Source organism: Leptolyngbya sp. NIES-2104, from assembly GCF_001485215.1.
Classification (GTDB): Bacteria; Cyanobacteriota; Cyanobacteriia; order Leptolyngbyales; family Leptolyngbyaceae; genus Leptolyngbya.
Genome location: NZ_BBWW01000001.1, coordinates 3182042 through 3206144, shown reverse-complemented (window position 1 = coordinate 3206144; position 24103 = coordinate 3182042). Strand labels below are relative to the sequence as shown.

Annotated in this window: 15 protein-coding genes; 9 read left to right on the top strand and 6 right to left on the bottom strand. The window is 47.7% G+C overall.

The features are described from left to right. The first annotated feature begins 69 nt into the window (after positions 1–69). Complete coding sequence (locus tag NIES2104_RS15100) at positions 70–4236, top strand: DEAD/DEAH box helicase (protein WP_058999064.1); 4167 nt, start codon at positions 70–72, stop codon at positions 4234–4236. On the opposite strand, the gene hmpF is transcribed toward NIES2104_RS15100, so the two are convergent. Then, on the bottom strand, positions 4233–5939 hold the full coding sequence (hmpF, locus tag NIES2104_RS15095) for a pilus motility taxis protein HmpF (RefSeq protein WP_058999062.1): 1707 nt from the start codon (positions 5937–5939) through the stop codon (positions 4233–4235). The two genes, NIES2104_RS15100 and hmpF, sit on opposite strands and share 4 nt — an antisense overlap. A 184-nt stretch (positions 5940–6123) precedes the next feature. Here hmpF and NIES2104_RS15090 point away from each other — a divergent pair, with 184 nt between their 5' ends. The 7 genes from NIES2104_RS15090 to NIES2104_RS15050 all read left to right on the top strand — a co-directional run bounded on the left by NIES2104_RS15090 (position 6124) and on the right by NIES2104_RS15050 (position 19900). After that, positions 6124–7326 carry a DUF4388 domain-containing protein gene (locus NIES2104_RS15090; protein WP_058999060.1) on the top strand — a complete coding sequence of 401 codons (1203 nt, stop codon included), beginning with the start codon at positions 6124–6126 and terminating at the stop codon, positions 7324–7326. A gap of 129 nt (positions 7327–7455) precedes the next feature. After that, positions 7456–7821, top strand: coding sequence for a response regulator transcription factor (locus NIES2104_RS15085; protein WP_058999058.1), 366 nt, complete (start codon positions 7456–7458; stop codon positions 7819–7821). Between the two features lie 11 nt (positions 7822–7832). Then, positions 7833–8363: a chemotaxis protein CheW gene (locus NIES2104_RS15080; RefSeq protein ID WP_058999056.1), complete on the top strand. Its 531-nt coding sequence runs from the start codon at positions 7833–7835 to the stop codon at positions 8361–8363. 252 nt (positions 8364–8615) lie between these two features. Then, complete coding sequence (locus NIES2104_RS15070) at positions 8616–11228, top strand: methyl-accepting chemotaxis protein (protein ID WP_058999053.1); 2613 nt, start codon at positions 8616–8618, stop codon at positions 11226–11228. A gap of 195 nt (positions 11229–11423) precedes the next feature. Then, positions 11424–16769, top strand: a complete 5346-nt coding sequence (locus tag NIES2104_RS15065) for a hybrid sensor histidine kinase/response regulator (protein ID WP_058999051.1) — start codon at positions 11424–11426, stop codon at positions 16767–16769. A gap of 615 nt (positions 16770–17384) precedes the next feature. Further along, positions 17385–18455: a glycosyltransferase family 4 protein gene (locus NIES2104_RS15055; protein WP_058999047.1), complete on the top strand. Its 1071-nt coding sequence runs from the start codon at positions 17385–17387 to the stop codon at positions 18453–18455. Positions 18456–18538: 83 nt separating this feature from the next. Then, on the top strand, positions 18539–19900 hold the full coding sequence (locus NIES2104_RS15050) for a glycosyltransferase family 1 protein (RefSeq protein ID WP_058999045.1): 1362 nt from the start codon (positions 18539–18541) through the stop codon (positions 19898–19900). A gap of 241 nt (positions 19901–20141) precedes the next feature. On the opposite strand, the gene NIES2104_RS15045 is transcribed toward NIES2104_RS15050, so the two are convergent. Beyond that, positions 20142–20591, bottom strand: coding sequence for an HNH endonuclease (locus NIES2104_RS15045; protein ID WP_058999043.1), 450 nt, complete (start codon positions 20589–20591; stop codon positions 20142–20144). Further along, positions 20584–20964, bottom strand: coding sequence for a hypothetical protein (locus NIES2104_RS15040; RefSeq protein ID WP_058999041.1), 381 nt, complete (start codon positions 20962–20964; stop codon positions 20584–20586). Before NIES2104_RS15040 ends, NIES2104_RS15045 begins: the two co-directional genes overlap by 8 nt. A 177-nt stretch (positions 20965–21141) precedes the next feature. Here NIES2104_RS15040 and NIES2104_RS15035 point away from each other — a divergent pair, with 177 nt between their 5' ends. Then, positions 21142–21366 (top strand): hypothetical protein, encoded by a 225-nt coding sequence (locus NIES2104_RS15035; RefSeq protein WP_058999039.1) that lies wholly within the window; start codon positions 21142–21144, stop codon positions 21364–21366. A gap of 72 nt (positions 21367–21438) precedes the next feature. Here the strand turns inward: NIES2104_RS15035 and NIES2104_RS15030 are convergent, their stop codons facing one another. The 3 genes from NIES2104_RS15030 to NIES2104_RS15020 all read right to left on the bottom strand — a co-directional run bounded on the left by NIES2104_RS15030 (position 21439) and on the right by NIES2104_RS15020 (position 24096). Next, the gene (locus NIES2104_RS15030; protein ID WP_082690001.1) at positions 21439–21843 is read right to left on the bottom strand and encodes a PIN domain-containing protein; all 405 of its coding nucleotides are present in this window, start codon (positions 21841–21843) and stop codon (positions 21439–21441) included. Continuing rightward, a complete protein-coding gene (locus NIES2104_RS15025; protein WP_058999037.1) occupies positions 21840–22076 on the bottom strand; it encodes a hypothetical protein in 237 nt (78 codons plus the stop codon). The genes NIES2104_RS15030 and NIES2104_RS15025 overlap by 4 nt, the downstream gene beginning before the upstream one ends. 250 nt (positions 22077–22326) lie before the next feature. Next, the gene (locus tag NIES2104_RS15020; protein ID WP_058999036.1) at positions 22327–24096 is read right to left on the bottom strand and encodes a bifunctional serine/threonine-protein kinase/formylglycine-generating enzyme family protein; all 1770 of its coding nucleotides are present in this window, start codon (positions 24094–24096) and stop codon (positions 22327–22329) included. Positions 24097–24103: the final 7 nt, after the last annotated feature.

Here is a 24103-nt window from a genome sequence, read left to right as displayed (position 1 = left end):
TAAAGTCTGCGCGTGATCGAGCTTTCTTGTTATCCTGATGTTCATCCGTTTTCTTCAGATTGAACGCCAATGGATGCCGAACAAGCTCAGTTAATTGAGCGCTATCGCAAGCTAGACCCGCTCAAACGTCAGATCGTCCGCGTCTTTTCGGTTGCCTATGAGCCGATCAGCCGAACGGTGTTTTTGAGCTGCTTTAATCCATTGGGAACAAAAGATAAAACCGGAAAAGCCTACACGACGACTGGAATTAAGCCGCACATCGATCGCTTAATTCAAGATGAATTGCTGCTGCAAGGAGCGGGCGAAGGTCCCCGATGCAATCCGCTGATCATCGAAATTGCAACCCGTGAAGCGGTTGAGCTAGAGGAATTTAACACGATCACGGCTAATGTGAATGAACAGTTGCCAATTCATACTTACGGAAAAATGGGACCGAGGTATTTCACCAGTGAGCGACAATTCCTGCGTGAAGTTCGGATCGGCGTGTATAAGAACAACCTTAAATTTGTAATAGAGCAATTCGAGAACTATTACCGATACGCACATCAAAAGCAGAAGTTATCGATCGATGATGTCCTCACGAATATTTGCAACAATCCTTTCGATCCTGTTTGGTTCCGCACATTATCTACAGAGATCTATCAATCTGCGTTACTCGGTATCCTAAGCCATTCTTATCTTCATTTAGCTCCTGCTGATGAGGCATTTGGGCTATTACAAGAAGACTGTTCTACTAAATCTGCAAAGTTTGCTTGGCAGCCCTTACTACTAGCAGAACAATTGTTGCTTAGAGGACGACTCGATGAAGCTGAGAAAGTTCTGGAAAACATGCCTAAAGAGTATCAAGATAGCGGTGCGGCTTTATGGGGATGGTCCAATCTACTGAAAAATGATGCTGAATCTGCGATCGCACAATTCACGATCGCGCTCAACACTCTGAGAAAAGGCACTGGAAAACGTAAAGCTTACTTTCAAACCATTCCTGGATTGTTCTTTGTTCTAGCACTAATCAAAGAAGGCTCTCCGAAACGATTGAGTGAAGCACAAGGATACGCTGCGATCGCGAAACAAGCCAAAAATTGGCTCAGTTCAACCTATGAAACCTTAGAAAAAGTCATTCAACTTCAACAAGGCGACATTGCTCAAAAAGATTGGATTCTCGACCTTGCACCTTATCGCAATCAGCATAGTTTAGAAACCGTTTTGAATGCTCTAGCAGTCTATTGGACAGATGCGAGTCGTGCTAAGAAGCTATTGTCCTCAATGGACTCTTTTTACGATCGTGCCACAACTTCAGGTTACAACTGGATAGCACTAGAAGCAGCAGAACTTTTAGCAAAGATCAAGCCTCGAAGTAATTTCAGTAACGATGCTGAACAATTAAGAGCATCAACAGGCATTACTCCAATGATTAATCTACTGCGCTCTCAGGAATCTTGGGAGCTTTGCCTGAACGCATTAGTGAACTTACAAAAAGAACCCTCAAAACCGACCAAAGCCGAGACAAAACAGCGTTTAGCTTGGTTTGTCACTCTATTCCAAAATCATTGGTTATTACAACCCAAAGAACAATCCTTAAATGCAAGAGGCGAATGGGGCAAAGGTCGGAATGTTGCACTGAAACGATTAGATAAGTCGATCGACGAATTCTCCTATCTGACCGATCAAGACCGTCGAGTCTGCGCCGAACTCAAAGCAACTCCCCAGGGCTATTACGGGCAGATGGATTACAAGTTTGGCGAACGTGCGATCGCAGCTCTCATCGGGCATCCCTACGTATTCTGGGAAGATACGAACGCTCGAATCGAAATTGTCCGAGGCGAACCGGAATTGATCGTGAAAAAAGGCAAGAACGATCGCTTAACTCTGCAACTCTCGCCCGCCCCGAAAGAGAGTCAAAACATCCTTGTCTTCAAAGAAAGCCCAACGCGGTTAAAAGTCATCGAACTGACTCCAGAGCATCGCCGGATTGCTGAAATTCTGGGATCGAAAAATCAATTGGAAGTGCCCTCGATCGCAAAAGATCAAGTCCTCGCCGCAATTCACGCCATCTCAGGACTAGTCACAGTTCAGTCTGATATCGGTGGCGGTGTGAGTGCCGAAGAAGTTCCCGCTGATCCCACTCCAAACGTTCATTTGCTGCCTGCTGGAACAGGTCTAAAAGTTTCCGTCTTAGTTCGCCCGTTCGGAGATGGACCTTACTATCGTCCTGGAATTGGTGGCGAAACCGTGATTGCTGAAATCAACGGAAAACGACTGCAAACCACTCGTGATTTGAACCAGGAACGAACCTTGGCAGAAAACGCGATCGCAGATTGTCACACGCTCGACGACTACGAAGAAGAAGACGGCGAATGGTGGATTTCAGACCCAGAAGCCTGTTTAGAACTATTGCTTGATCTACAAGACTTAGGCGATCGAGCCGTCATCTCGCATCCCGAAGGCGAAAGATTCCGCATTCGTAAACAAGTCGGTCTTGGAGATTTTCAGCTTAAGATTCAACGTCAACGCGATTGGTTTGCTGCCAACGGTGAAATCAAATTAGACGAAGATTCCGTCATCCAAATGCAGCAACTTTTGGAATTACTCGGTCAAACTCCAAGCCGTTTTATTCGGCTCGAAGACGGTCAATTTCTCGCACTCACCCAAGAATTTCGTAAACGTCTAGATGAGTTTAGAGCGATCGCAGAAAAGCATGGAAAAGGTACGCGGTTTCATCCACTTGCAGCCGTCGCGATCGAGGATTGGATCGAGGAAGTTGGAGAACTCGAAGCCGATAAACACTGGCAAGCTCACATCAAAAAACTAAAAGAAGTCGAAGCCCTTGATCCAGTTGTTCCATCGACGCTACAAGCAGAACTACGAGACTACCAAATCGAAGGCTTCCGCTGGATGGCAAAGTTAGCGCATTGGGGTGTAGGAGCTTGTTTAGCGGACGGAATGGGACTCGGAAAAACGTTGCAGTCGATCGCATTAATTCTCACTCGTGCAATGAATGGAGCAACGTTAGTGATTGCTCCGACTTCAGTTTGTCTCAACTGGATTAGCGAAATCGATCGATTTGCACCCACATTGAATGTTGTGCAATTCGGAAGCGGCGATCGACAAAAAGTAATCGATCGACTCCAACCCTTTGACGTTCTGATTTGTAGCTACGGATTACTTCAGCAAGATGATGTCGCGCAACTGTTAGCTAGTGTGGAATGGCAAACAATTATTCTCGATGAAGCACAATCGATTAAGAACTTTGCTACGAAGCGATCGCAAGCTGCCATGAATCTACAAGGCGGCTTCAAACTGATTACAACTGGAACCCCGATCGAGAATCACTTAGGCGAATTATGGAACTTATTCCGGTTTATCAATCCTGGCTTACTCGGATCACTCGAACAATTTAACGAACGATTCTCCGTTCCGATCGAACGATTCGAGGACAAGCAAGCCCGAATCCGCCTCAGAAAATTAATTCAACCTTTCTTACTCCGTCGAACAAAGAGCCAAGTTCTTCAAGAACTCCCATCGCGCACCGAAATTGTGCTGCACGTCGAACTCAGTGCCGAAGAGCGGATTTTCTACGAAGCTCTGAGAAAAAGCGCGATCGAGCGACTCTCAGAATCCGATGCTGTTGCAGGTCAAAAACACTTACAAGTTCTTGCAGAAATCATGAAACTACGTCGTGCCTGCTGCAATACTCGCCTTGTCACCTCCGAATCTCCACTACCCAGCGCAAAACTTCAGCTATTCGGTGAAGTCCTAGGAGAACTATTAGACAACCGCCACAAAGTCCTAGTATTTAGCCAATTCGTTGATCACTTACACATCCTGCGGGAATTTCTCGACGAAAAAGCGATCGCTTACCAATACCTCGACGGCAGCACCTCAATCCCAGAGCGCAAGAAACGCATTGAAGCTTTCCAATCGGGCACAGGCGATGTGTTTCTCATCAGTCTAAAAGCAGGTGGAACCGGACTGAATCTCACCGCCGCCGATTACGTGATCCACATGGACCCTTGGTGGAATCCAGCCGTCGAAGATCAAGCCAGCGATCGCGCTCACCGCATCGGTCAACAGCGACCCGTAACCATTTACCGACTTGTGGCAAAAAATACGATCGAAGATCAAATCGTAGACCTACACCAACACAAACGCGAACTTGCTGACAGCTTACTCGAAGGCACAGAAATCAGCGGCAAGATCTCGACCGACGATCTCTTGCAACTGATTCAAGTGGGTTAAGCCATTACAAATTCTGGCTTCTGAGTCAAACTAGCAATCACGCCTTTCATTTCCTCGATCGTCGAATGTTGTCCGCCCGATTGTGCGATCGCTTCTAGATGCTGACCCATTGCTGCGATCGAATCTTGAATCGGCTGCAACATCTCCTGATACAGCGCAACTCGACCCGAAATTTCCGCTGCCGCAACTCTTTGAGCCTGCAATGCTTCTTCAAGCTGTTTCAACTCATTGCGTTTCGCATCTTGTTCACCAGCTTGACCATTCACTCGATCTTGAGCTTGCTGCATTGCCGCTTCAATTTCCCGAATCTGCGCTTCAATTTGCTGCAATTCTTCAGATTGCTTTTGGCGTTGTGCTTCGATCTGAGCAAAAACGATTGAGAAATCCATCCCATCACCCTCAGATTCAGCCCCACCCCGACGCACCAAAATCATTTTGTGCTGTCGCAGAATCAACTCTTTCTCTCTCAGGCTCCGACGCTGACCGATCAAGGTTTGATGTAGAAACTCGTACGCATCTTGCTCATCGGCTAATTCCGTTTCGATCGTCATGCGATCGAATTCATTCGCCTGAGCACTCTTGTCTTTGAGTTCCTGAATCTCTTTTTCTTTCAGCCGCAGTTCTTCCTCTTGTCCATGTACAAACTGAGAAGACTGATCAAACTCACGCCGTACAGTTTCAACGATCGATTGAAGCCCTTCAAGCGGCATATTTTCTAACGCTTGAACATCAGCCTGCGGCATATCACTGCTTGCACCGTCGATCGTGTTCTGAATCTTTTGGTGCAATTCGCTGTGATGCTGAATCTGAGCATTGAGCGATCGTGCTAATTCCTGCTTGCCTTCTAAAAGCGATCGCTGAGAATTCACCTCGATTCGAGCTTGTTCAAGTGCTTCTTGTGCCTGATACCAAGCTTGCCATTGTTCTGCGATCTGATGTGTCTGCTGATCAATCTTATGCTGCATTTGTTCAACCGATTGACGCTGCTCTTCTAAAGTTTGCCAATGATGACCTAGCAAACTCTGCTGATAGTTGAGCAACTCATAGCACTGCTGCATTGTTTCGGGAGATGTGCCTGATTCCACTAAGCGATCAAGCAATTGATAGAGCTGCTGTGCCTTCGCTTCGTCCAACACACAAGCACCAAGCAATTCAGCCTGCCGCTCTTCTAATTGCTGCTTCTGTCCGTGTAACTGCTCCCAAGCTCCTTGTAGCTCTTGGCGATTGCGCTCCAATTCTTCCTGCTGGCGCGTCACCTCATCGCGCATCGCCACAAACTCTTGGCGCTGCTGATCCATCTGCTGACATTCATCCTCAAGAATTTTCAACTCTTCCTGCCGAGCTTCCATTTCCATTTCTCGACGGGTCAATTCTTGGCTTTGATACGTCAGCGACTCATTCCACTGCTCGATCTCAGCTTCTTTCGTCTTGATCTTCTCTTGAAGTCGCGAGAACGTCTGCAAAATATTCGCGATCGGGCGACCCGCTTCTTGAACCCGCTGCACCTGCTTATTGCCAGTCAGATCGACGAGCAAAAGCGTGCCAGGACCAAACTTGCTCGCTTCATCCGCCGCCACAATTTCCTCAGCCGCGATCGCGCTCCAGTTCTGTTCCCCGCGCTGACAAGCCAGCAATTTCAGCTCAGACTTGCCGCCGCCCATGATTCCGCCTTTCTTCTGAACCACTTCTGCTAGATACAGCACACTAATAGCCTCTCCTTCTCGATGCCCAATGCTTTGATTAATGTGCCCGGATCAGTCGCGTTCTACCCATCACACCCGAAGAAATTTCGGCTTTGCAAAATCTTGCTTTAAGAAAAATCCGGTGCATCGAAGCATTAATAGATACAATGTTTGGACAATTCACCCAGGCAAATGACGTAGTTTCATGCAGGGACACTTAAGTGAGATTGACATTAGAAGCATTCTGCAACTGATCGAACTCGGTCAGCGAACAGGAGAATTGTTTGTCGAAGCCTATTCGGGCAGTCCGCACCGTTTATCGCGATCGCATCCTTCCTGGTTCGTCTTTTTTCTCAATGGGCAAATCGTCTACGCAGGCGAAACCGAATCAGATTTCTCTCGTCTGCGAGATTACTTACATCGATATCGGGCAGAAACCACGATCGACCAAATTCCCGCTTCGTCGATCACAACCTTCAGTACTCCTGAATACGGCTGCCTCTGGGCACTCCTGGAAAATCACCTCGTTACACCCGACCAAGGACGCAAAATTCTCCAAAGCATGGTGCGTGAGACTTTGTTTGATCTCCTCAGTCTGCATCAAGGCTCATTTGTGTTCGAGCTAGGAAATCCACTGACTCCGCAACTCTTGACCCTAGAAATTGCGCCCTTAACAACGAAAATATTGAAGCAAGTTCAAGACTGGAAACAGCTTCATCCGTATTTGCACTCGCCCGATCAGTGTCCCACGATCGCGAATTCCACGCTTCTAAAAAGTGCCCTTCCCGAAACTACTTTTCAAGCGCTCGATCGCTATGCCGATGGGAAAACCTCGATTCGCCAAATCGCTCGATATCTCAATCGCGATATTTCTACGGTTGCAAGGGCAATCTATCCGTATGTCCAACGCGGCTGGCTCCAACTCAGTCATCCCACGGTTCAATCCTCTATCCCTCGCACACCAAAGGCTCCCAAAGTCGTCTGTATCGATGACAGCCCAACTGTTTGCAAGGCAGTAGAATTAATGCTGGATCGCAACGGTTACGACATCAGTACGATCGAGAATCCACTGACGGCACTCAGTCTGGTCTTCCAACTCAAGCCCGATTTAATTCTCTGTGATATTGCGATGCCGGAACTCGACGGATACGAAATCTGCGCGATGTTACGGCAATCGACTACATTTCGCCAAACTCCGATTATCATGCTGACGGGCAAAGATGGATTTATCGATCGCGTCCGAGCGCGAATGGTCGGATCAACGGACTATCTAACAAAACCGTTTGGAGAACATGAAATTCTGATGCTATTAGAAAAGTATATTGGGGTCGGTCAGCCCGAACAGCTCACGACCACACAGCAAGTTTTAGATGCCTTAGAAGCCGAGTTAAATTTAAATGCCTCGTAAAAATACTTGTTTTTGCAACGGTATCAGTTTAATTCAGTATTTGCGGGTACTTTAGTTAGTAATGATTCAAGGTAAACAGGGGCGAGTTTCTCCCGTCATCGGTTCAGCCAAGCTCACAGGTAGGGGGTTATGAGTACAGTTTTAGTCGTGGAAGATAGCGTCACTCAGCGTGAAATGATTACTGATCTGCTCAAGGGGAGTGGAATCGAGGTGACGATCGCGACCGATGGCGTTGAAGCCTTGGAACATATTCAGGGGCAATGTCCTGATTTGGTGGTGTTGGATATCGTCATGCCGCGAATGAATGGGTACGAGGTCTGTCGTCGGCTCAAAGCTGATCCCAAGACCCAAAAAGTGCCTGTGGTGATGTGTTCCTCGAAAGGGGAAGAGTTCGATCGCTATTGGGGCATGAAGCAAGGGGCAGATGCCTATATTGCCAAACCCTTCCAGCCCACCGAACTCGTCGGTACGGTCAAACAATTGTTGCGCGGTTAGGAACAGTCGTAATGGTAGGAAGTCCAGATTTCTTAACAGGAAGAGGGCAAGATCAAGCCCCAGAATTTCAGGAGCTAGAAAGCCCCGAAGGTGAGTTGCATTTGCGCTTCTACACGCCTTCCGGGGCTGAATTTGCGTTACCTGCGACTGGAATTCGCGAGGTTTTATCGCCGTCACCGGATCGAATTACGCCTGTTCCTAACGTTTCGCCGCTCCTACTTGGAACGCTGAACGTCCGGGGTCGAGTCGTTTGGGTTGCAGATCTGGGTCAATTCTTAGGAGATGCGGCGGCATTGAATACAGATCGCCCCGAAATTTCGGTGATTGCGATCGAAGATCAGGACATTATGCTCGGTTTGGCAGTCGATCGCATTCTCGGCATGGAATGGCTCGACATCGAGAATGTGCAAGCCGCAACCGCCGTTCCTGACAGTGTGGCTCCTTTTCTGCGCGGAGAATGGATTTTGGACAAAGAAGGCGGTCAATCCTTGCGCCTGCTCGATCAGGTTTCAATATTGCGATCGGCAAGGTGGGCGGCATGAAAATGTCAAGGCAAAATGTACTGAACTCAGTCAATTGTGTTGATTCCGTAAAGGAACAGGGGAACTATTTTGAGAAGAAGGGGTTCCCAGTCGAGATACACTTAAATGCTGAATACTACAACTCTGATAACTCAAGAAACTTTTCGACAAGCTTCTCCAAGATCAGTCACAGCATATATTATTCTCACTTTACCCTAACTGCTCCCATTTTCAAATTCGGTTTTCAGAGCAGCACCACGCAGGAGGAGGCATATGGCACGAGGAAATGAATTTGCCCAAGAATATCAGCAGGCAGAACGCGCCTATATGCAGGGCAAGTATGAAGAAGCGGCAGGCATCGTCGATCGTTTAGTCGATCGCCATCCTGACGATCCGAGCGCTCGATTACTGCGCGGTCACATCTATTGCTACGGACTGCAAAAATACGATGTGGCTCAAGAACAGTACCAAACCGTTCTCAACCTCACCTCTGACCCCGAATTTGTCGATTATGCCAACAGCGGACTTGCGTATGCAGGTCAGTTCGCGGCTGGTGGCTCTGACAGTTTTGCCGACACGAATCTAGAAACTGATTATTCCGCATTCGGAGAAGTTCATCACTCCAATGCAGTGGACGAAAATTCTCTCGATCATTTCGTGCTGCAAGACGACTTCAACGCAGACACCGAAGACGATTCTCCGTTTGGTGATCCGTTTGGAGCAAGCCAAAACGGAAACGGCAGGAAAGAGCAAAATCACTTCGGTGCGGGTGATCCGTTTGCAGCCTCAGCAAACAGTAACGCATTCAGCAGTGATGCTCCATCCAGTGACTTCGCAAATGTTTTGGATGACTTCGATCAGGTGTTTGCAGCCGATGATGAACCCTCGCATGGGAGTATGACCACGGTTTCAACTGACCCCGGAATTTCTGAGGGTGATGTGGTTCCGAGTCGAAGCTCGATCGCAAGTCGCGACACCAGCGAAGACACACTCTTCATGGCAGCCCCTGGTTTCTACGACGAAAAAGCTGCGGCAGAATTCGACTTTCCAACCGAGCAAAACAAATTTGCGCCAATCTACGATGAGCCTCAAGCGACTCCAGTTTCAACTCCTGGCAATCAAAGCAACGTTGACTTTCTAGACGACTTTGAGGACTTCGACGACCTTGGTAATCTCTCGGATTTCGATTTATCCGAAGATTCCGCAGGCTTTACCAGTCCATCGGTCGGAAGCGCCTTCGGGTTCACCTCAAATATGTCAGCCGCCTCGGACAGTGCCGAAATTGATTTCGTTCAAAATCGCAACTTTGCCTCTAACGGCACAGACTCAAAGCTGCGTGAAGATGAACTCTTCAGCATGTCCAGCACCACTGATTCCGTTCCGAGCTTTACCACTCAGTTAGATGCCCCTGCAACCGAACCCACACCAACTGTTGAGCAAGGCTGGTTAGCACCGCTAGAGAATGCTTCATTTGCCACTAAGCAGATGATTACAGCAGGGGCAGCAGGAATTGTTTCAGCCGTTGCGGTTGCAGTTGTTAGCTTTGTTTCGGCAAATCAAGCCGCACAGCAGAACAATGGAGCGGTTGTTTCTCAGCTTCGGACAACTGGGATCATGATGGCGCTGGCGGGCGGAATTTGCGGGGGTGGAACCGCTCTTGCAGTCGGGCAAATGACAGCACGGCATATGAAGCGATCGACCGAAGACCTGAGAAAGCAATTCCAAACCGTCTCACAAGGGAACTTCAACGCTCATGCAACCGTATTTGCCGAAGATGAACTGGGTCATCTCTCCACCGAGTTTAATCAGATGACGCGGATTATCTCGACCACGACGAGCGAAGCGCAACGCAAAGCAGAAGAGCAAGAGCAAGCAAAAGAAGATTTGCAGCGTCAGGTGATTCGCCTCCTCGACGACGTAGAAGGTGCAGCCCGTGGAGACTTGACGGTACAGGCAGAAGTGACCGCAGACGTACTGGGAGCGGTTGCCGATTCGTTTAACTTGACGATTCAAAACCTGCGCGAAATCGTTCAACAGGTGAAACAAGCCGCCCGTCAAGTAAGTAAAGGTTCGACCGAGAACGAAATGTTTGCGCGGAGCTTGTCTTCGGACGCATTACGACAAGCGGAAGAGCTTGCAGTAACGCTGAATTCAGTGCAGGTGATGACCAATTCGATTCAGCGGGTGGCAGAAAGCGCTCGTGAAGCCGAAGAAGTCGCAAGAACTGCATCCTCGACCGCACTAAAAGGCGGTGAAGCGGTGGAAAGAACTGTAGCCGGGATTCTCGAAATTCGGGAAACGGTGGCAGAAACGACTCGGAAAGTAAAACGATTAGCAGAATCTTCTCAAGAGATTTCTAAGATCGTGGCATTGATTTCTCAGATTGCATCTCGGACGAACCTACTGGCGTTAAACGCGAGTATTGAGGCAGCGCGGGCAGGAGAAGCCGGACGTGGATTCGCGATCGTTGCCGATGAAGTCCGACAGTTGGCAGACCGAGCTGCGAAAGCGTCGAAAGAAATCGAACAAATCGTTTTACAAATTCAGGGTGAAACGGGTTCAGTCATGACCGCGATGGAAGAAGGAACTCAACAGGTCATTGAGGGAACTCGACTCGCAGAACAAGCGAAGCGATCGCTCGAAGATATTATTCAAGTTTCGGGTGTCATCGATACACTGGTACGTTCGATTACCGCTGATACTGTGGAACAGACCGAAACTTCGCGGAACGTCGCACAGGTGATGCAATCAGTGGAACTGACTGCGCAAGAAACTTCGCAAGAAGCACAGCGCGTATCAGGTTCACTGCAAAATCTGGTGGGCGTTGCGCGTGACCTATTGACCTCGGTAGAACGATTCCGAGTCGAAACAGTGGAGCGTAAGTAAGCGATCGTACTGAATTTTGTGCGCCGTTTTGAGGACTTCGGTTACAGTGAATCCAATTGACTGAAACCGTTTTAACTTGGGGTTGACCCAACTACCCGCGATGACCGAGTTTGGTCATCTTCATCCCAGAGGCTACCGCGTTCAAATTGAACCAGGCTCGACGGAGATTACTCATTCACAGAAAGGGACATTGCGATGCAGCCGGAACAACAGCAGCGAATCATGGGCTATTTCATTGAGGAGGCAAAAGACCACCTCAATACGATCGAGCAAGGTTTGCTGAATCTGCAAGGCATGATGGCAGATCCAGAACTGGTCAACGAAGTCTTCCGAGCCGCCCACTCGGTCAAAGGTGGCGCGGCGATGTTGAGCCTCAACAGCATTCAGAAAACGGCTCATCGGCTAGAGGACTATTTCAAGGTTCTTAAGGAAACCCGGACGATTAAGCCCGATCGCAAATTAGAAACGTTGCTGCTCAAAGTGTTCGACACACTAAAGGATCACTTAGAGCAGTTACAAATACCGGGTGGATTGGATGAAGAAACTGCCCAGGCAGATTTGAAAGAGCTAGAGCCTGTATTTTCAGAAGTCGAACAGCACCTGACTCAGTTAGAACGGCAGGCAACCAGCGTTCCAGTGGGCAATCGAACTGTAGCGCAGGCTGAATCCGGCATTCAGGATAATGCACTGTTGCTGATCTTCCAGAACGATGTTCCGACGCAGTTGCGCGAAATGCTGCAAACCTTCCGACAAGCAGAAACGACGCTCGATGCTCGTGAACGGTTGCAGGAAATTTGCCTCGGTTTACAGGGACTGGGCGATGCGTTTGGGTTGGTGCAGTGGAGCCAATTGATTGAGACGGCAAGTCGAGCGATCGCAAATTCTGAAAACGCTTATCGTGAGCTTGCACCCTTAGTCATTACTGAAATCAAGCAAGCACAAGGACTCGTTCTAGCAGGACGGGCGAAAGAGATTGCGCCGAGTGAGCAGCTAAAAGCGATGGCTCCAATTCTTTCTGAATCTGATGAGATGGATCTGGAGTTGGCAGACTTCTTTGCGATCGCAAACAATGATTCTTCAGATGAGCTTGATTTTGCAGGATTGAATTTCGCAGCAACTGATTCTGCTGAAGATTCGAGTTTGGATGGCTTATTTGATTTACCAGAATCGGAGGCGCTTTCGGTTGATTCAGAAGCGTTGAGCCTGGATGGAATGTTCGATTCGCTGGAAATGGAAGAAGTGCCAGCCGCGATCGAGAATCGGAATGGTCCTGGTATGGGCATGGAAGAGCTAAACAGCCTGGCTGATTTGTTTGAAAGTGAAGTGCCCGAACTGGGAGGAACTTGGGAACAAGAAGAAGTGATTGATTCCTCAATGCTGAGCGGTGCATTTGGAAATGCAGGAGATGATTTCACGAGTTTCTTGTCTGCTACATCTGAAAGCGAGGCAAGCCAGACAGATGATTTAGCAGATTTATTTGGCAATGATCTTTTAGAAGATCTAGATACTACTGATGCAGCATTGCTCAGTACTGTAGATGAGTTTGAGTTGCCTGATTTCTCTGAAGATGTTACCGAGATTAGTGCGGGACCTGTGATGGCTGTTTCACCTTCAGTCGAAGAGAATAGCTCAGCAGGGGATCTAGGATTTGATGATTTAGATCTAATGTCTCAGAGCGTGAGCAATTTTGAGGCAGAAGATGAAAGTTCTCTGGAAGATCTTGGTGAACTGTTTGCGGGACTAGATGATACAGATTTAGGATTTTCTTCAGCATCTAGTCAGTCTGATGGATTTGAGCAGTTAAACGGATTTGATTCAGCTGAGCTAGATGGAATGTTCGAGGCAAATAGTTCCGAAACACTCAGCTTAGATGCACTCGATTTGAATAATGTTTTAGATGAGATAGAGGAACCGATTGCAGCTCCTCAGCTTCGTGATTCATCTGAAATCGCTCCTGGTCTTTGGGACAGCTTAGACTTGGGAGAAGAGTCGATCGGTGATTCTGTGTTTGAACAGTCTGAGGTACAGAACGGCGCTGCGAAAGATTCAAACGACTTGGAAGTGGTTGACATTGCGGCTGGAGATTTGGAGCTATTAGGATTAGGGCTGGATAATCAGAAAGATGATGCCCTGAACGCTCTGTTTGAGGGGGACTTGGCTGATGAAGCGTTATCTTTCGATACAGATGAGCCTTCATTACTAGAAAGTTTAGAACTTGATCAATTGCTGTCAGAAGACTTAGAGATCGACCTGTTAATTGATGAGCCTTTACCAGAAATTGAATCTGAGCCAGAAAGCCTGAATTTAGCTCAAGAGAGTGAGTTTAATCTAAACGGATTCGGCGCACTCAACGCGGAAGAAGTAGAAACACTAGATTTTAAAGTGGTTGCTGATGAGGGATCGCCAAGTGAAATAGTCAATCCCTTTGCAGATTTGCTCGATTTCTCGAACTCTGAATCATTGCTAGAAGAGGAGTTAAATACTGTAAACGGCTCATCATCTAGCACAGAAGATTCATTCTCGGATTTGATTGAATTCTCATCCTTAGAACCGTCGATCAACGCAGAAAGCACTTCGACAGACGAAGGGCTAATTACGGAAGACTCGTTAGCTGACCTGCTCGATTTTTCGACTCCTGAATCCTCGATTGATCTAGAGGATGATTTGATTGATTTCTCTTCTCTGGAATCGTCGATCGATACAGAAAGCCTTTCGACGGAAGAGCTAAACACAGAAGATTCATTAGCTGATCTTCTCGATTTCTCGGCTCCTGAACTATCGATCGACATAGAGGCAGATAGCACTTCAACAGATGAAGAGCTACTCGATTTAGATAGTCTGATCAATGAAAACTGTTCACCCCTACATCAAAACTTAAATGCCTTTGAAGATGACCTCTTGAACGAGTTCGATCTGAATATTGCAGAGCCAGAACCTGTAAAAGAAGAGTTTGATCTAGGTTTCGTAGAAGCTTCAAGTGCGTCCGAAGATGATTTTTCAGACCTCAGCTTGGATTTATTTGGGGCAGAAACACCCATTCAAGAAACCAGTGATCTAGATGAATTTAATCTAGATGATTTTACCGTCGATGCTTCTGGTGATTCAGATTTGGACGAGCTAGATTCACTGCTTGCCGACGAAACTATGTCTGAGCCTTCCAATGATGATATGCTGCTGAATCTTGGAATTGGAGCAGCAACGATCGCGACAGTAGGCGCAGGATTCGCAGCACTACACTTTAATGATGAACTCGACAGCTTAGATGATCTGTTGAATTCGAGTGCTCCAGATGAAGCTTCGATGAGTGAGACAACAGATTTAGATGAGCTAGATTCGTTACTCGATGAAACATCCGGTGACGAAGTTGCAATCAGTGAAAACTTCGATGATCTAGAGTCTCTGCTTGCAGATGCTCCAGAAGCAACGCCTCAGACGAATCTTGCTGCGACGAGTGAAACAGATGCGGAATTTGGCGACCTAGAGAAGATGTTGGAAGAGTCCGACATGACGATCGGTAGTTCCGCTGCAAAAAGTCGGACGAATGCTCCACAAGGTCGGCGCTCAACTCGTGCAGCTAAAGGGTTTAGTGAGCAAACGATGCGGGTTCCGATCAAGCATCTTGATAACTTGAGCAACTTGGTCGGGGAATTAGTCGTAAACCGGAACAGCCTGGAACAAGATCAGGAACGCTTGAGACAGTCGCTTGATAACTTGCTGTACCAGGTGCAACAGTTGAGCGATGTGGGTCAGCGAATGCAGGACTTGTATGAGCGATCGCTGTTAGAAAGCTCGTTGTTAGCAAGTCGGCAAAATCATCGCGTCCCGTTTGGAGGCGCAGAGCGGGGAGCGTCGAATGGAAGCTCGATCGGGGCTGAGTATGATCCGTTAGAAATGGATCGCTTCACCGGATTCCACTCGCTGTCTCAGGAAATGATCGAGTTAATTGTGCGAGTGCGAGAGTCATCCTCTGATATCGAATTTATCGTCGATGAAACGGATCAAGTGACGCGAATGTTCCGGCAGGTGACAACCCAACTGCAAGAGGGATTAACGCGATCGCGAATGGTGCCGTTTGCTCAGACCGCCGATCGCTTACCGCGTGCAGTTCGAGATATTGCGATGAAGTGCGGTAAACAGGCAGAACTCGTGATCGAAGGGCGTGACACGCTGATCGACAAGATGATTCTGGAGCATCTCTATGATCCGATGACGCACTTGGTAAATAATGCGATCACACATGGAATCGAAGATCCAGAAATTCGTCGTGCCGCAGGGAAATCGCCCACGGGTCGGATTACGATTCGGGCATTCTATCAAGGAAACCAGACGGTAATCTCTGTTTCGGATGATGGAGCGGGCGTGGATGTAGAACGGGTGAGATCGAAAGCGATCGAGAAAGGTTTAATCACGTCTGCCGAAGCGAGAAATGCTTCTCGGCTCGATATTTATGACCTTCTATTCCATCCTGGATTTAGTACAAAAGATCAGGCGGATGATTTTTCGGGTCGCGGCGTTGGAATGGATGTCGTTCGTACCAGTCTGAGCGAAATTCGAGGCACGATTAGCACTGATTCGTCTCAGAACAAAGGAACAACGTTCACGATTCGATTGCCGTTGACGTTGAGTATTTCTAAGGCGCTGTGCTGTATTAGCGATCGTGCCCGAATTGCCTTCCCGATGGATGGGGTGGAAGATATGCTCGACATTCCGAAAGAGCGGCTTCAAACCGACGCAGAAGGAAAGCCTTGTATTACTTGGCGCGATGCGGTGCTGCCGGTGCGACCCTTGAGAGAATTGCTCAGCCATAGCCGCCATTTGAGTCGGGGAACGGTTTACGGCGGCAATCAGGAAGACGATATGGTGTCGATCGTCATTCTGCGAAGTGCAGGTAATTATCTGGCGCTGCAAGTCGATCAAGTATTGGGCGAACAAGAGATCGTAATCAAGCAGCTTGAAGGTCCGGTGCCGAAGCCGATCGGGGTTGCGGGTGCGACAGTGCTAGGGGATGGGCGAATTATGCCGATCGCGGATGTGCTGGAATTGATTGATCTCTCGATGGGTCGGATTCGACGCGATGCGGGTTCGATGTGGGAACCAGTCCCAGCGCAGCCTGTGGTAGAAGCGGTGGCAGCGAAGACCGAGCCGATGGTACTGATCGTGGACGATTCGATCACGGTGCGCGAATTGTTGTCGATGACCTTCAACAAGGTGGGTTATCGAGTGGAGCAGGCGCGAGACGGTCAAGAGGCTTGGGAGAAACTGCGATCGGGTCTGCCCTGCGATATTGTGTTCTGCGATATCGAGATGCCGAGAATGGACGGATTAGAACTGCTGTCGCGGATTCAGAAAGATCCGAACCTGTCAAACTTGCCGATCGCAATGTTGACTTCGAGAGGAGCCGATCGACATCGCCAAATGGCAGCTTCTTTAGGCGCGAGCGGGTATTTCACCAAGCCTTATCTAGAAGAGGCGCTGTTAGATGCGGCTCAACGGATGCTGAAAGGAGAAATTTTAATTTCCCCGAATTCCGGGAACAGTTAGGGCGAATATTTCTCTATTGAGTTAGGGGTGGAATATCTAAGTTCCACCCCTTTTATGAAGTTCGGAAAAAATCTGTAGATCTATCGATCGGCAGAGCCTTTTTTGCGATAACCTACGAATTCGAGGCAAATCTATAGATTTGATTAACGCTTCTTTGAAGAAAGGTGTCGAAATTAAAATTTATTTATTTTAAATTTTGGTAGAAAAAGTAACAAAGTGAAGCCTTTTCTCTTTTGTGAAGAATTGATCGTCCTTTTGGAAGATTTCGTAATATCCGAACATGGAAATCCTGAATTAGATATAAGGCAGCCTAAACCCTTCTATAGCGTTATCTAGAGATAGATCCATAGACAGAGCCGAGTTACTACCGAAGGATATTTTGAGCGCTTCGACAATCCATTCGGGGATAGGTACTTTTGCCGAAATCATTTCGTAGTATTTACGTAGCACTCGCTTGCCTAGAGTGGTGTTTTTCACGCTGTCAAGTCGAAATGCCCGTCTTGGCATATTTTGAAAATTCTATTAAATCTGACTTAGCTCTCCTAGGAAGCAAATCATCGAGAGTCTCTGTCACGTGTGAGGCGACCAAGCTGTTTGACCTTGTAGGAGGTTTTTATGAGAATCGCTCAAGTGACCCCGTTGTGGGAGCGTGTCCCGCCCCCAGCGTACGGTGGCATTGAATTAGTTGTGAGCCTGTTGACTGATGAATTAGTGCGTCGAGGTCATGAAGTCACGCTATTTGCGACGGGTGACTCGATCACGTTAGCGAATTTGGAGTCGGTACATCCGCGTGCGATTCGGACTGACCCAACCGTGAAGGAATACCAAATTTATGAAAGTATGCAGCTTGGGCACGTATACCAACGAGCGCATGAATTCGATGTCATCCATTCTCACATGGGATTTGCGACATTACCCTACGCGCAATTTGTGAAAACACCCACAGTTCATACGCTACATGGCGTATTCACCCCAGACAATGAGAAGCTTTACTCCTATGCACGATCGCAGCCGTATGTGAGTATTTCTAACGCGCAACGAAAGCCCGAATTGGGCTTAAATTATGCGGCGACCGTGTACAACGGGATTGATGTCGATAGCTACAAGTTTTATGCAGAGCCGAATGAGCCGCCGTATCTGGCGTTTCTCGGTCGGTTGTCGCCGGAGAAAGGTCCGCATCATGCGATCGAGATTGCGAAGCGGACGGGAATGACGCTGAAGATGGCGGGCAAGATCGATATCGTCGATCGTGAATTTTATGACGAGATTCTGGCTCCACAGATTGATGGAGAGCAGATTCAGTATCTGGGTGAGGCGAACCATGTGCAGAAGAATACGCTCATGGGAGGAGCGGTTGCAACCTTGTTCCCGATCACTTGGAAAGAGCCGTTTGGATTGGTGATGGTCGAATCGATGGCAGCCGGAACCCCTGTAATCGGGATGCGGTTGGGATCTGCACCAGAAGTCATTTGTGATGGGAAAAGCGGATTTTTGTGCGATACGGTCGAGGAATGTGTCGCGGCTCTGGAGCGAGTGAAGAATATCGATCGTGCTGCTTGTCGCCAGCATGTGATCGAGCATTTCAGCGTTCAGCGAATGGCGGATGGATACGAAGCGGTGTACCGAGAATTAATCGGTGAAAAGGTGTTTCGGACCAACGGGCGATTAGTCACGCAACTGAATTAAGCAACGGAGAACGAGTTTGAGCAATGAAGGGTAAAAGTTTTTATCCTTCGTTCTCTCTTGCCCAAGATTTTAGAGGTGGAAATATGGTTTTGATCAACGAAACAGTAGCCAATGTGCAAAGTAGTCGTCCGAGACAAGCGATCGCGCTAATTTCTGAACATGGTGATCCAGCGGCTGAGATTGGTCGTGAAGAGGCAGGCGGTCAAAATGTGTATGTTCGCCAAGTGGGAGAGGCGCTTTCTCGCTTGGGTTGGCAAGTGGATATGTTTACAAGGAAAGCGAATCCTGATGATCCAGAAATCGTACAGCACAATCCACACTGCCGAACAATTCGATTGAAAGCAGGTGAAGAGAAGTTTATTCCGCGTGATCAATTGTTTGAGTTGATGCCGGAATTTGTCGAATCGTTTCTCCAGTACCAATCTAAGCATCACTATCCATTAATTCACACCAACTATTGGATGTCCGCTTGGGTAGGCTTGGAAGTGCAGAAAACGCACAATGTTGAGCTAATTCACACTTATCATTCGCTGGGTGCGGTAAAGTATCAAGCTGTTGATCGTCCAGCGATCGCAGAAACTCGTTTAGCGGTTGAGAAGCAAATTCTAGAGCAGGCACGTTGTATTGTGGCAACGAGTCCGCAAGAAGAAATGATGTTGCGATCGCTGGTTTCAGACAAAGGGCGTATCGAAGTGATTCCCTGCGGGACTGATCTGAAAAAATTCCATACGATTCCGAAGCTAGAAGCTCGACAGGAATTAGGATTGAAGCCGACTGATGAAGTTGTATTGTATGTTGGGCGATTCGACCCGCGTAAGGGAATTGAAACACTAGTGCGATCGTTTGAGTTGATCAAGCGAAATTCGGCTGACCCATCAAATTTACGCTTGATGATTGTGGGTGGTAGCGCTTCTGATAAATGTGACGGACAGGAACGCCAACGGATTGAACAATTAGTAAACGAATTGGGAATTGCAGAGAATGTAATCTTTGCGGGAAGAGTGGGACACGATCGCTTACCGCTATATTACACAGCGGCGGACGTGTGCGCGATTCCGAGCCATTATGAGCCGTTTGGATTAGTCGCGATCGAAGCGATGGCGTGTGGTACTCCGGTCGTTGCTTCGGATGTTGGCGGGCTGAAGTTTACCGTCGTTCCAGGTGAGACTGGATTGCTGGTTCCGCCTCAAGATACTGCGGCGTTTGCTATGGCGATCGGGCGGATTTTGGATGACGAACTGTGGGCGAGAAAGTTACGCAAACGGGCATCGGAACGGGTACAGCAGAATTTTAGCTGGACTGGGGTTTCGGCGCAGTTGAGTGATTTGTATCGTCGATCGCTGGCGGAATCAATTATGGGCGATGGGGTTATTTTGGCTCCGAGAAAGGTCGCATATTCGAGAGTGAATTCGATACCTGCGAAGAGTTTGACGAAAGTTTCGTAGTTCTTGGTGAAAATTGAGGTGAACGGAGTCCACGTTTGAGGGGCTTCGTTTTTGTTTGTGCGATCGGGTTCAAGAGTGGTTATTGATTTTTTGGATTGGAACGAAATGGGGATTAGGAACTCATCAACATTGAGTGAGAGCGCCGCAGCAACGCTGAGTGCACTCAATTCTGATAGACCATACGTGTAAGCTGTTTTTTGTGCTGATTAAGTCAACACACTCAGTAGCGCCATTCAGACGGTCACTCATCGCGTTTGGGTAAGGTCTCGCTCGGTGGATGTTCACCCGATGCAAAGAGAACGCGCCGCAGATTGATCACACCAGCGCGATTCAGGTATAGCTCGTTTACTGTTGCCCTGCCTGTGGGAGTCGTACCAATCACGATCGTATAGTCGTCATTCCAGGCAAAGTGATTGCGCCATCGCTGCGTTCTGGGATGAAAGAGCGAAACGGTTTGTTCGGTCAAGGGATCAAGCCCTTCCATCTTGATAAATTTGTGATTATTACAGCCTTGACACGCTAGAGCCAAATTCTCTAGATCCGATGAGCCACCTTTAGCACGAGGCAAAATATGTTCAACCGAAAACGATTGCGTGGCGAAGTCCATTTGACTCACGCAATATTCACAACAGCCTTTGGCTCTCTCGATCACCAAGCGTCGCTGTTCAGCCGTAACGCGATCGTTAGACACAGGCGGGCGGTTGAATTCCTAAATCTTGCATGATTTCTCTCAACGATCGCTGCCGCAATTTTGCTAACGCTGCTAAATGTTCGATGCGCTCTGCGTCGAGCTGCTCAATGCAATCACCGATTTGAATCAGTTCGGCGTGTTCTACCTCACTTAGCGTGAGAGCTTGACGCTTGGCAACCAATTCGTGGAACCGATGCTGAAGATCCGCAGGAATGCCTTGATTAAGTTTGAGCAGCAATTGAGATTCAGCCGGAGAGAGACTTGGGGCTTGACGTTGGGCACGCAGTTTTAAGACCTGATCGATGAATATCTCTAATTCAGGTTGGGGCATTTGCGCGATCGCGTTCAGAAGTTGCTTAGTGGAGGCTTGCATCAGTTATTCCCAACGGTTGCACTCAAATTATAGCGGGATGGAGTGATTCCGCTTTTAGGAATGCGAAGCAAACAGAAGATAGCATGGCACAGCCTTTTTTAGGTCGATCGTACTTCAAACACTTCTGATAGCTTTGCGCCTCTATAATTTGAGGGAGCATCCGTAATTGAGTGATTTATGAGCCAAGCTGTTTCTTTCCAAACTGTGATCGAATTTGTCGAAGCGCTTTCGGAAGAAGAGCAAGATGTATTATTCGATTTGATTCAGAGACGACGGATTAGTAAACAACGGCAGGAGATTGCTCAGAACGCAGAAAAGACAATGGAAGCAGTCCGAAACGGAACAGCTAAACGGGGCACGGCTGCCGAGATTATGGCGGACATTTTTGGGGATGAGGAATGAGGACGCTACTTTTCGATGAGAGTTTTCGCCGCGCTCTGAAGAAACGTTGCAAGAACCGTCCTGCACTTCGAGCTAAATCGAAACAAAATTGAGATTAGGAACCCGATACATCGGTTTTGTGGTTTTTTCGGTTGTGACAAAATCGGCTGCATTGCAGGAAAGCGCGGCTGCAATGTGTAGGGCATCTAAAGCAGCTAAACCATAGAGCGAAGCAATCTGATGTGCCGCTTGAAGAAGTTCCTCTTGAGCGATCGCCCAATCAACAACCGTTGCAAAAAATGTCTCGTAAAATTCAAGTTCTTGTTGTTTTCTGTGATAGGTCGCTTTTGGGATAACTTCTAGCGCGATGAAAGAGCTAGAGACAAATTCGCGGTTTGTATCTTCCAAAATATTTAGCGCGAGATCAGAATCAATCGGCTCCCCACGCGATGCAAGGATGAGTACTCCAGCATCTACGAATGTTCTTATCTGCGTCAAGTACTTGTGCCCCCGCGCCGTTCTGCAAGTTCTCGATCGAGTTCTTCTCGGCTCAGGAGAGGTTCACCAGAAGCAACGATTTGGGCACGAATCTCACGAAGCTTTTTACCAAGTGGACTGATTTCCGCTTTTTCTGTTGGTTTGGGTAGTGTATTGATGAATTCCCAGACTTTTTGTTGTTGGTCTGGGTCGAGTTGATGAATTGTTTCGATGATTCGTTCTTCAGTTGTCATGAGGAAATCTCGATCGCAATTTGCTTTTATTTTAGGCTCGATCGCGCTTTCTCTTTATTTTATGAGTGGATCGGGCAACACTTTCTCTTTATTTTATGAGTGGATCGGGCAACAGGTCGATCGCTCTACTAAGCTCACCCGACCCAAGTTGATTTTCGGATATCTTTCTAAACATTACAGGAGTAAGGTCTGGACTTCCAAGGCACTTCCACTGGATCTCCCACCCAATAGCTCTAATGCCGAAGAATCCTCAAATGGTGCAGGCAACTCGAAAACCAAAACTACCATCACGATAATTAGGTTCACTATTACCGCGAAATGCGGAACGGCAGTAACGCGCAGGATTAAGCCATGAGCCACCACGTCTCAATCGATTTACATTCTTATTATCTGAAATCCAAGCGCTTCCATCAATAGGCGCATTCTGGTAACTAGCGTGATATGTATCTTCACACCATTCCCACACATTTCCGTGCATATCATGTAATCCAAAGGCATTTGCTGGAAAACTACCTACATCCGTTGTCTGATCTCGACGAAATTTCTTCGGCTGATCAGCACCATAGTTTGCTAAGGATATAACATCAATAGAAGCTCCAAAATGGAACATAGTAGTCGTTCCAGCCCGACAAGCATATTCCCATTCAGCCTCGCTTGGTAAACGATATTTACGTCCGGTTCTCTGGTTAAGCTTCTGACAAAACTCCTGAGCATCGTTCCAAGTAATCTGCTCAACTGGACGTTTTCTGCCTTTAAATGTCGAGGGATTGTTTCCCATAATTGCCTCATACTGCGCCTGAGTTACTTCATAGCGCCCCAAGAAGAAAGCAGATACAGTGACGGTACGTTGTGGTGATTCATCATTTTCTCTATCTTTCTCACTCGTAGGTGACCCCATTGGAAAAGTTCCACCTGGAATTGCTACCATCTCCAGCAAAACGCCATTTCCTAAATTCTCAGTAAAGAATTTTGCTTGTTTCGTTTCCTTTTGGACTCCCTTTTGCTCGTTAATCGTGACAACCTCAAAACTAAAATCTTTCAAATCAATTGAAGAAGTTTTAGAAATCGAGTCCCAAAGCGATTTCCCTCCGACCGTCAGTAATAAGCTTCCTCCCCCAAAACCTATTAATTTTAGAAACTGTTGACGATTTATCGAAGGCTTGACGAGCGGCTTCGCAGGAGAAATCACTACAGGCGGCTCTAACAAGTTCAGCCATACCTGCATTGTTTGAGGTCGATCGTTCGCTTTGATCGCTAACCCTTTCAAAATCGCTCGATTCGTCCGATCGCTAATCTTCGGATTAATCGATTTGGGCGATCGTAGTGAATCACTTTTATATCGAGCAAATTCCACGGCTCGCCCTAGTGCCTCGATCGGCAATTGTCCTGTCACCAATTCATACAACGTTGCTGCCAAAGCATACACATCGGTGTATGGTCCCCGTTGCGCGGGTTCATTGTACTGCTCGAACGGTGCATAACCCGGTGTCAGATTCGGAGTGTCCGTTTGTGTTGAACCCGGCTTAAAACCGCGAGCGATGCCAAAATCGATCAGCACCGCTTCATCCGTGTGCGATCGCACAATAATATTGTCTGGCTTAATATCTCGGTGTAACAATCCCTGAGCATGAACGATTGTTAGTGCTTGTCCAATCTGCTGAATATACTTCAATGCTTTCGCTTCAGGAAGTACTCCATAGTAATTGAGGATGTCTTTTAGACTTTGCCCTTCGACGTATTCCATCACGATCGCATCTTGCGGATCGTCTCTGATGACCTCAATGACATTAACCACATTCGGATGCTGAAACCGCGCTAACTTTAAGGCTTCGTTCAAGAAATCATTTAACAGTTTCTTGGCATTCGGGTGGTTAAGAACACGATCCGTGGGCGTTTTGATTACAATCGATCGCCCTGAAGTGTCCCGCGCCAGATACGTGATCCCGAAGCCGCCTTCTCCCAGTTTCTTGATGATCTGATACTTACCCTGCTTAATCTGCTGTCCCGGATTCCAAGCCATGCGCCCG

Bases quoted from the DNA above. Each gene is read 5' to 3' on its own strand.
- NIES2104_RS15050 (WP_058999045.1), top strand. From the start codon at position 18,539: ATGGTTTTGATCAACGAAACAGTAGCCAATGTGCAAAGTAGTCGTCCG.
- NIES2104_RS15080 (WP_058999056.1), top strand. From the start codon at position 7,833: ATGGTAGGAAGTCCAGATTTCTTAACAGGAAGAGGGCAAGATCAAGCC.
- NIES2104_RS15070 (WP_058999053.1), top strand. From the start codon at position 8,616: ATGGCACGAGGAAATGAATTTGCCCAAGAATATCAGCAGGCAGAACGC.
- NIES2104_RS15035 (WP_058999039.1), top strand. From the start codon at position 21,142: ATGAGCCAAGCTGTTTCTTTCCAAACTGTGATCGAATTTGTCGAAGCG.
- NIES2104_RS15040 (WP_058999041.1), bottom strand. From the start codon at position 20,964: ATGCAAGCCTCCACTAAGCAACTTCTGAACGCGATCGCGCAAATGCCC.
- NIES2104_RS15020 (WP_058999036.1), bottom strand. From the start codon at position 24,096: ATGGCTTGGAATCCGGGACAGCAGATTAAGCAGGGTAAGTATCAGATC.
- NIES2104_RS15065 (WP_058999051.1), top strand. From the start codon at position 11,424: ATGCAGCCGGAACAACAGCAGCGAATCATGGGCTATTTCATTGAGGAG.
- NIES2104_RS15100 (WP_058999064.1), top strand. From the start codon at position 70: ATGGATGCCGAACAAGCTCAGTTAATTGAGCGCTATCGCAAGCTAGAC.
- NIES2104_RS15055 (WP_058999047.1), top strand. From the start codon at position 17,385: ATGAGAATCGCTCAAGTGACCCCGTTGTGGGAGCGTGTCCCGCCCCCA.
- NIES2104_RS15090 (WP_058999060.1), top strand. From the start codon at position 6,124: ATGCAGGGACACTTAAGTGAGATTGACATTAGAAGCATTCTGCAACTG.
- NIES2104_RS15085 (WP_058999058.1), top strand. From the start codon at position 7,456: ATGAGTACAGTTTTAGTCGTGGAAGATAGCGTCACTCAGCGTGAAATG.
- NIES2104_RS15025 (WP_058999037.1), bottom strand. From the start codon at position 22,076: ATGACAACTGAAGAACGAATCATCGAAACAATTCATCAACTCGACCCA.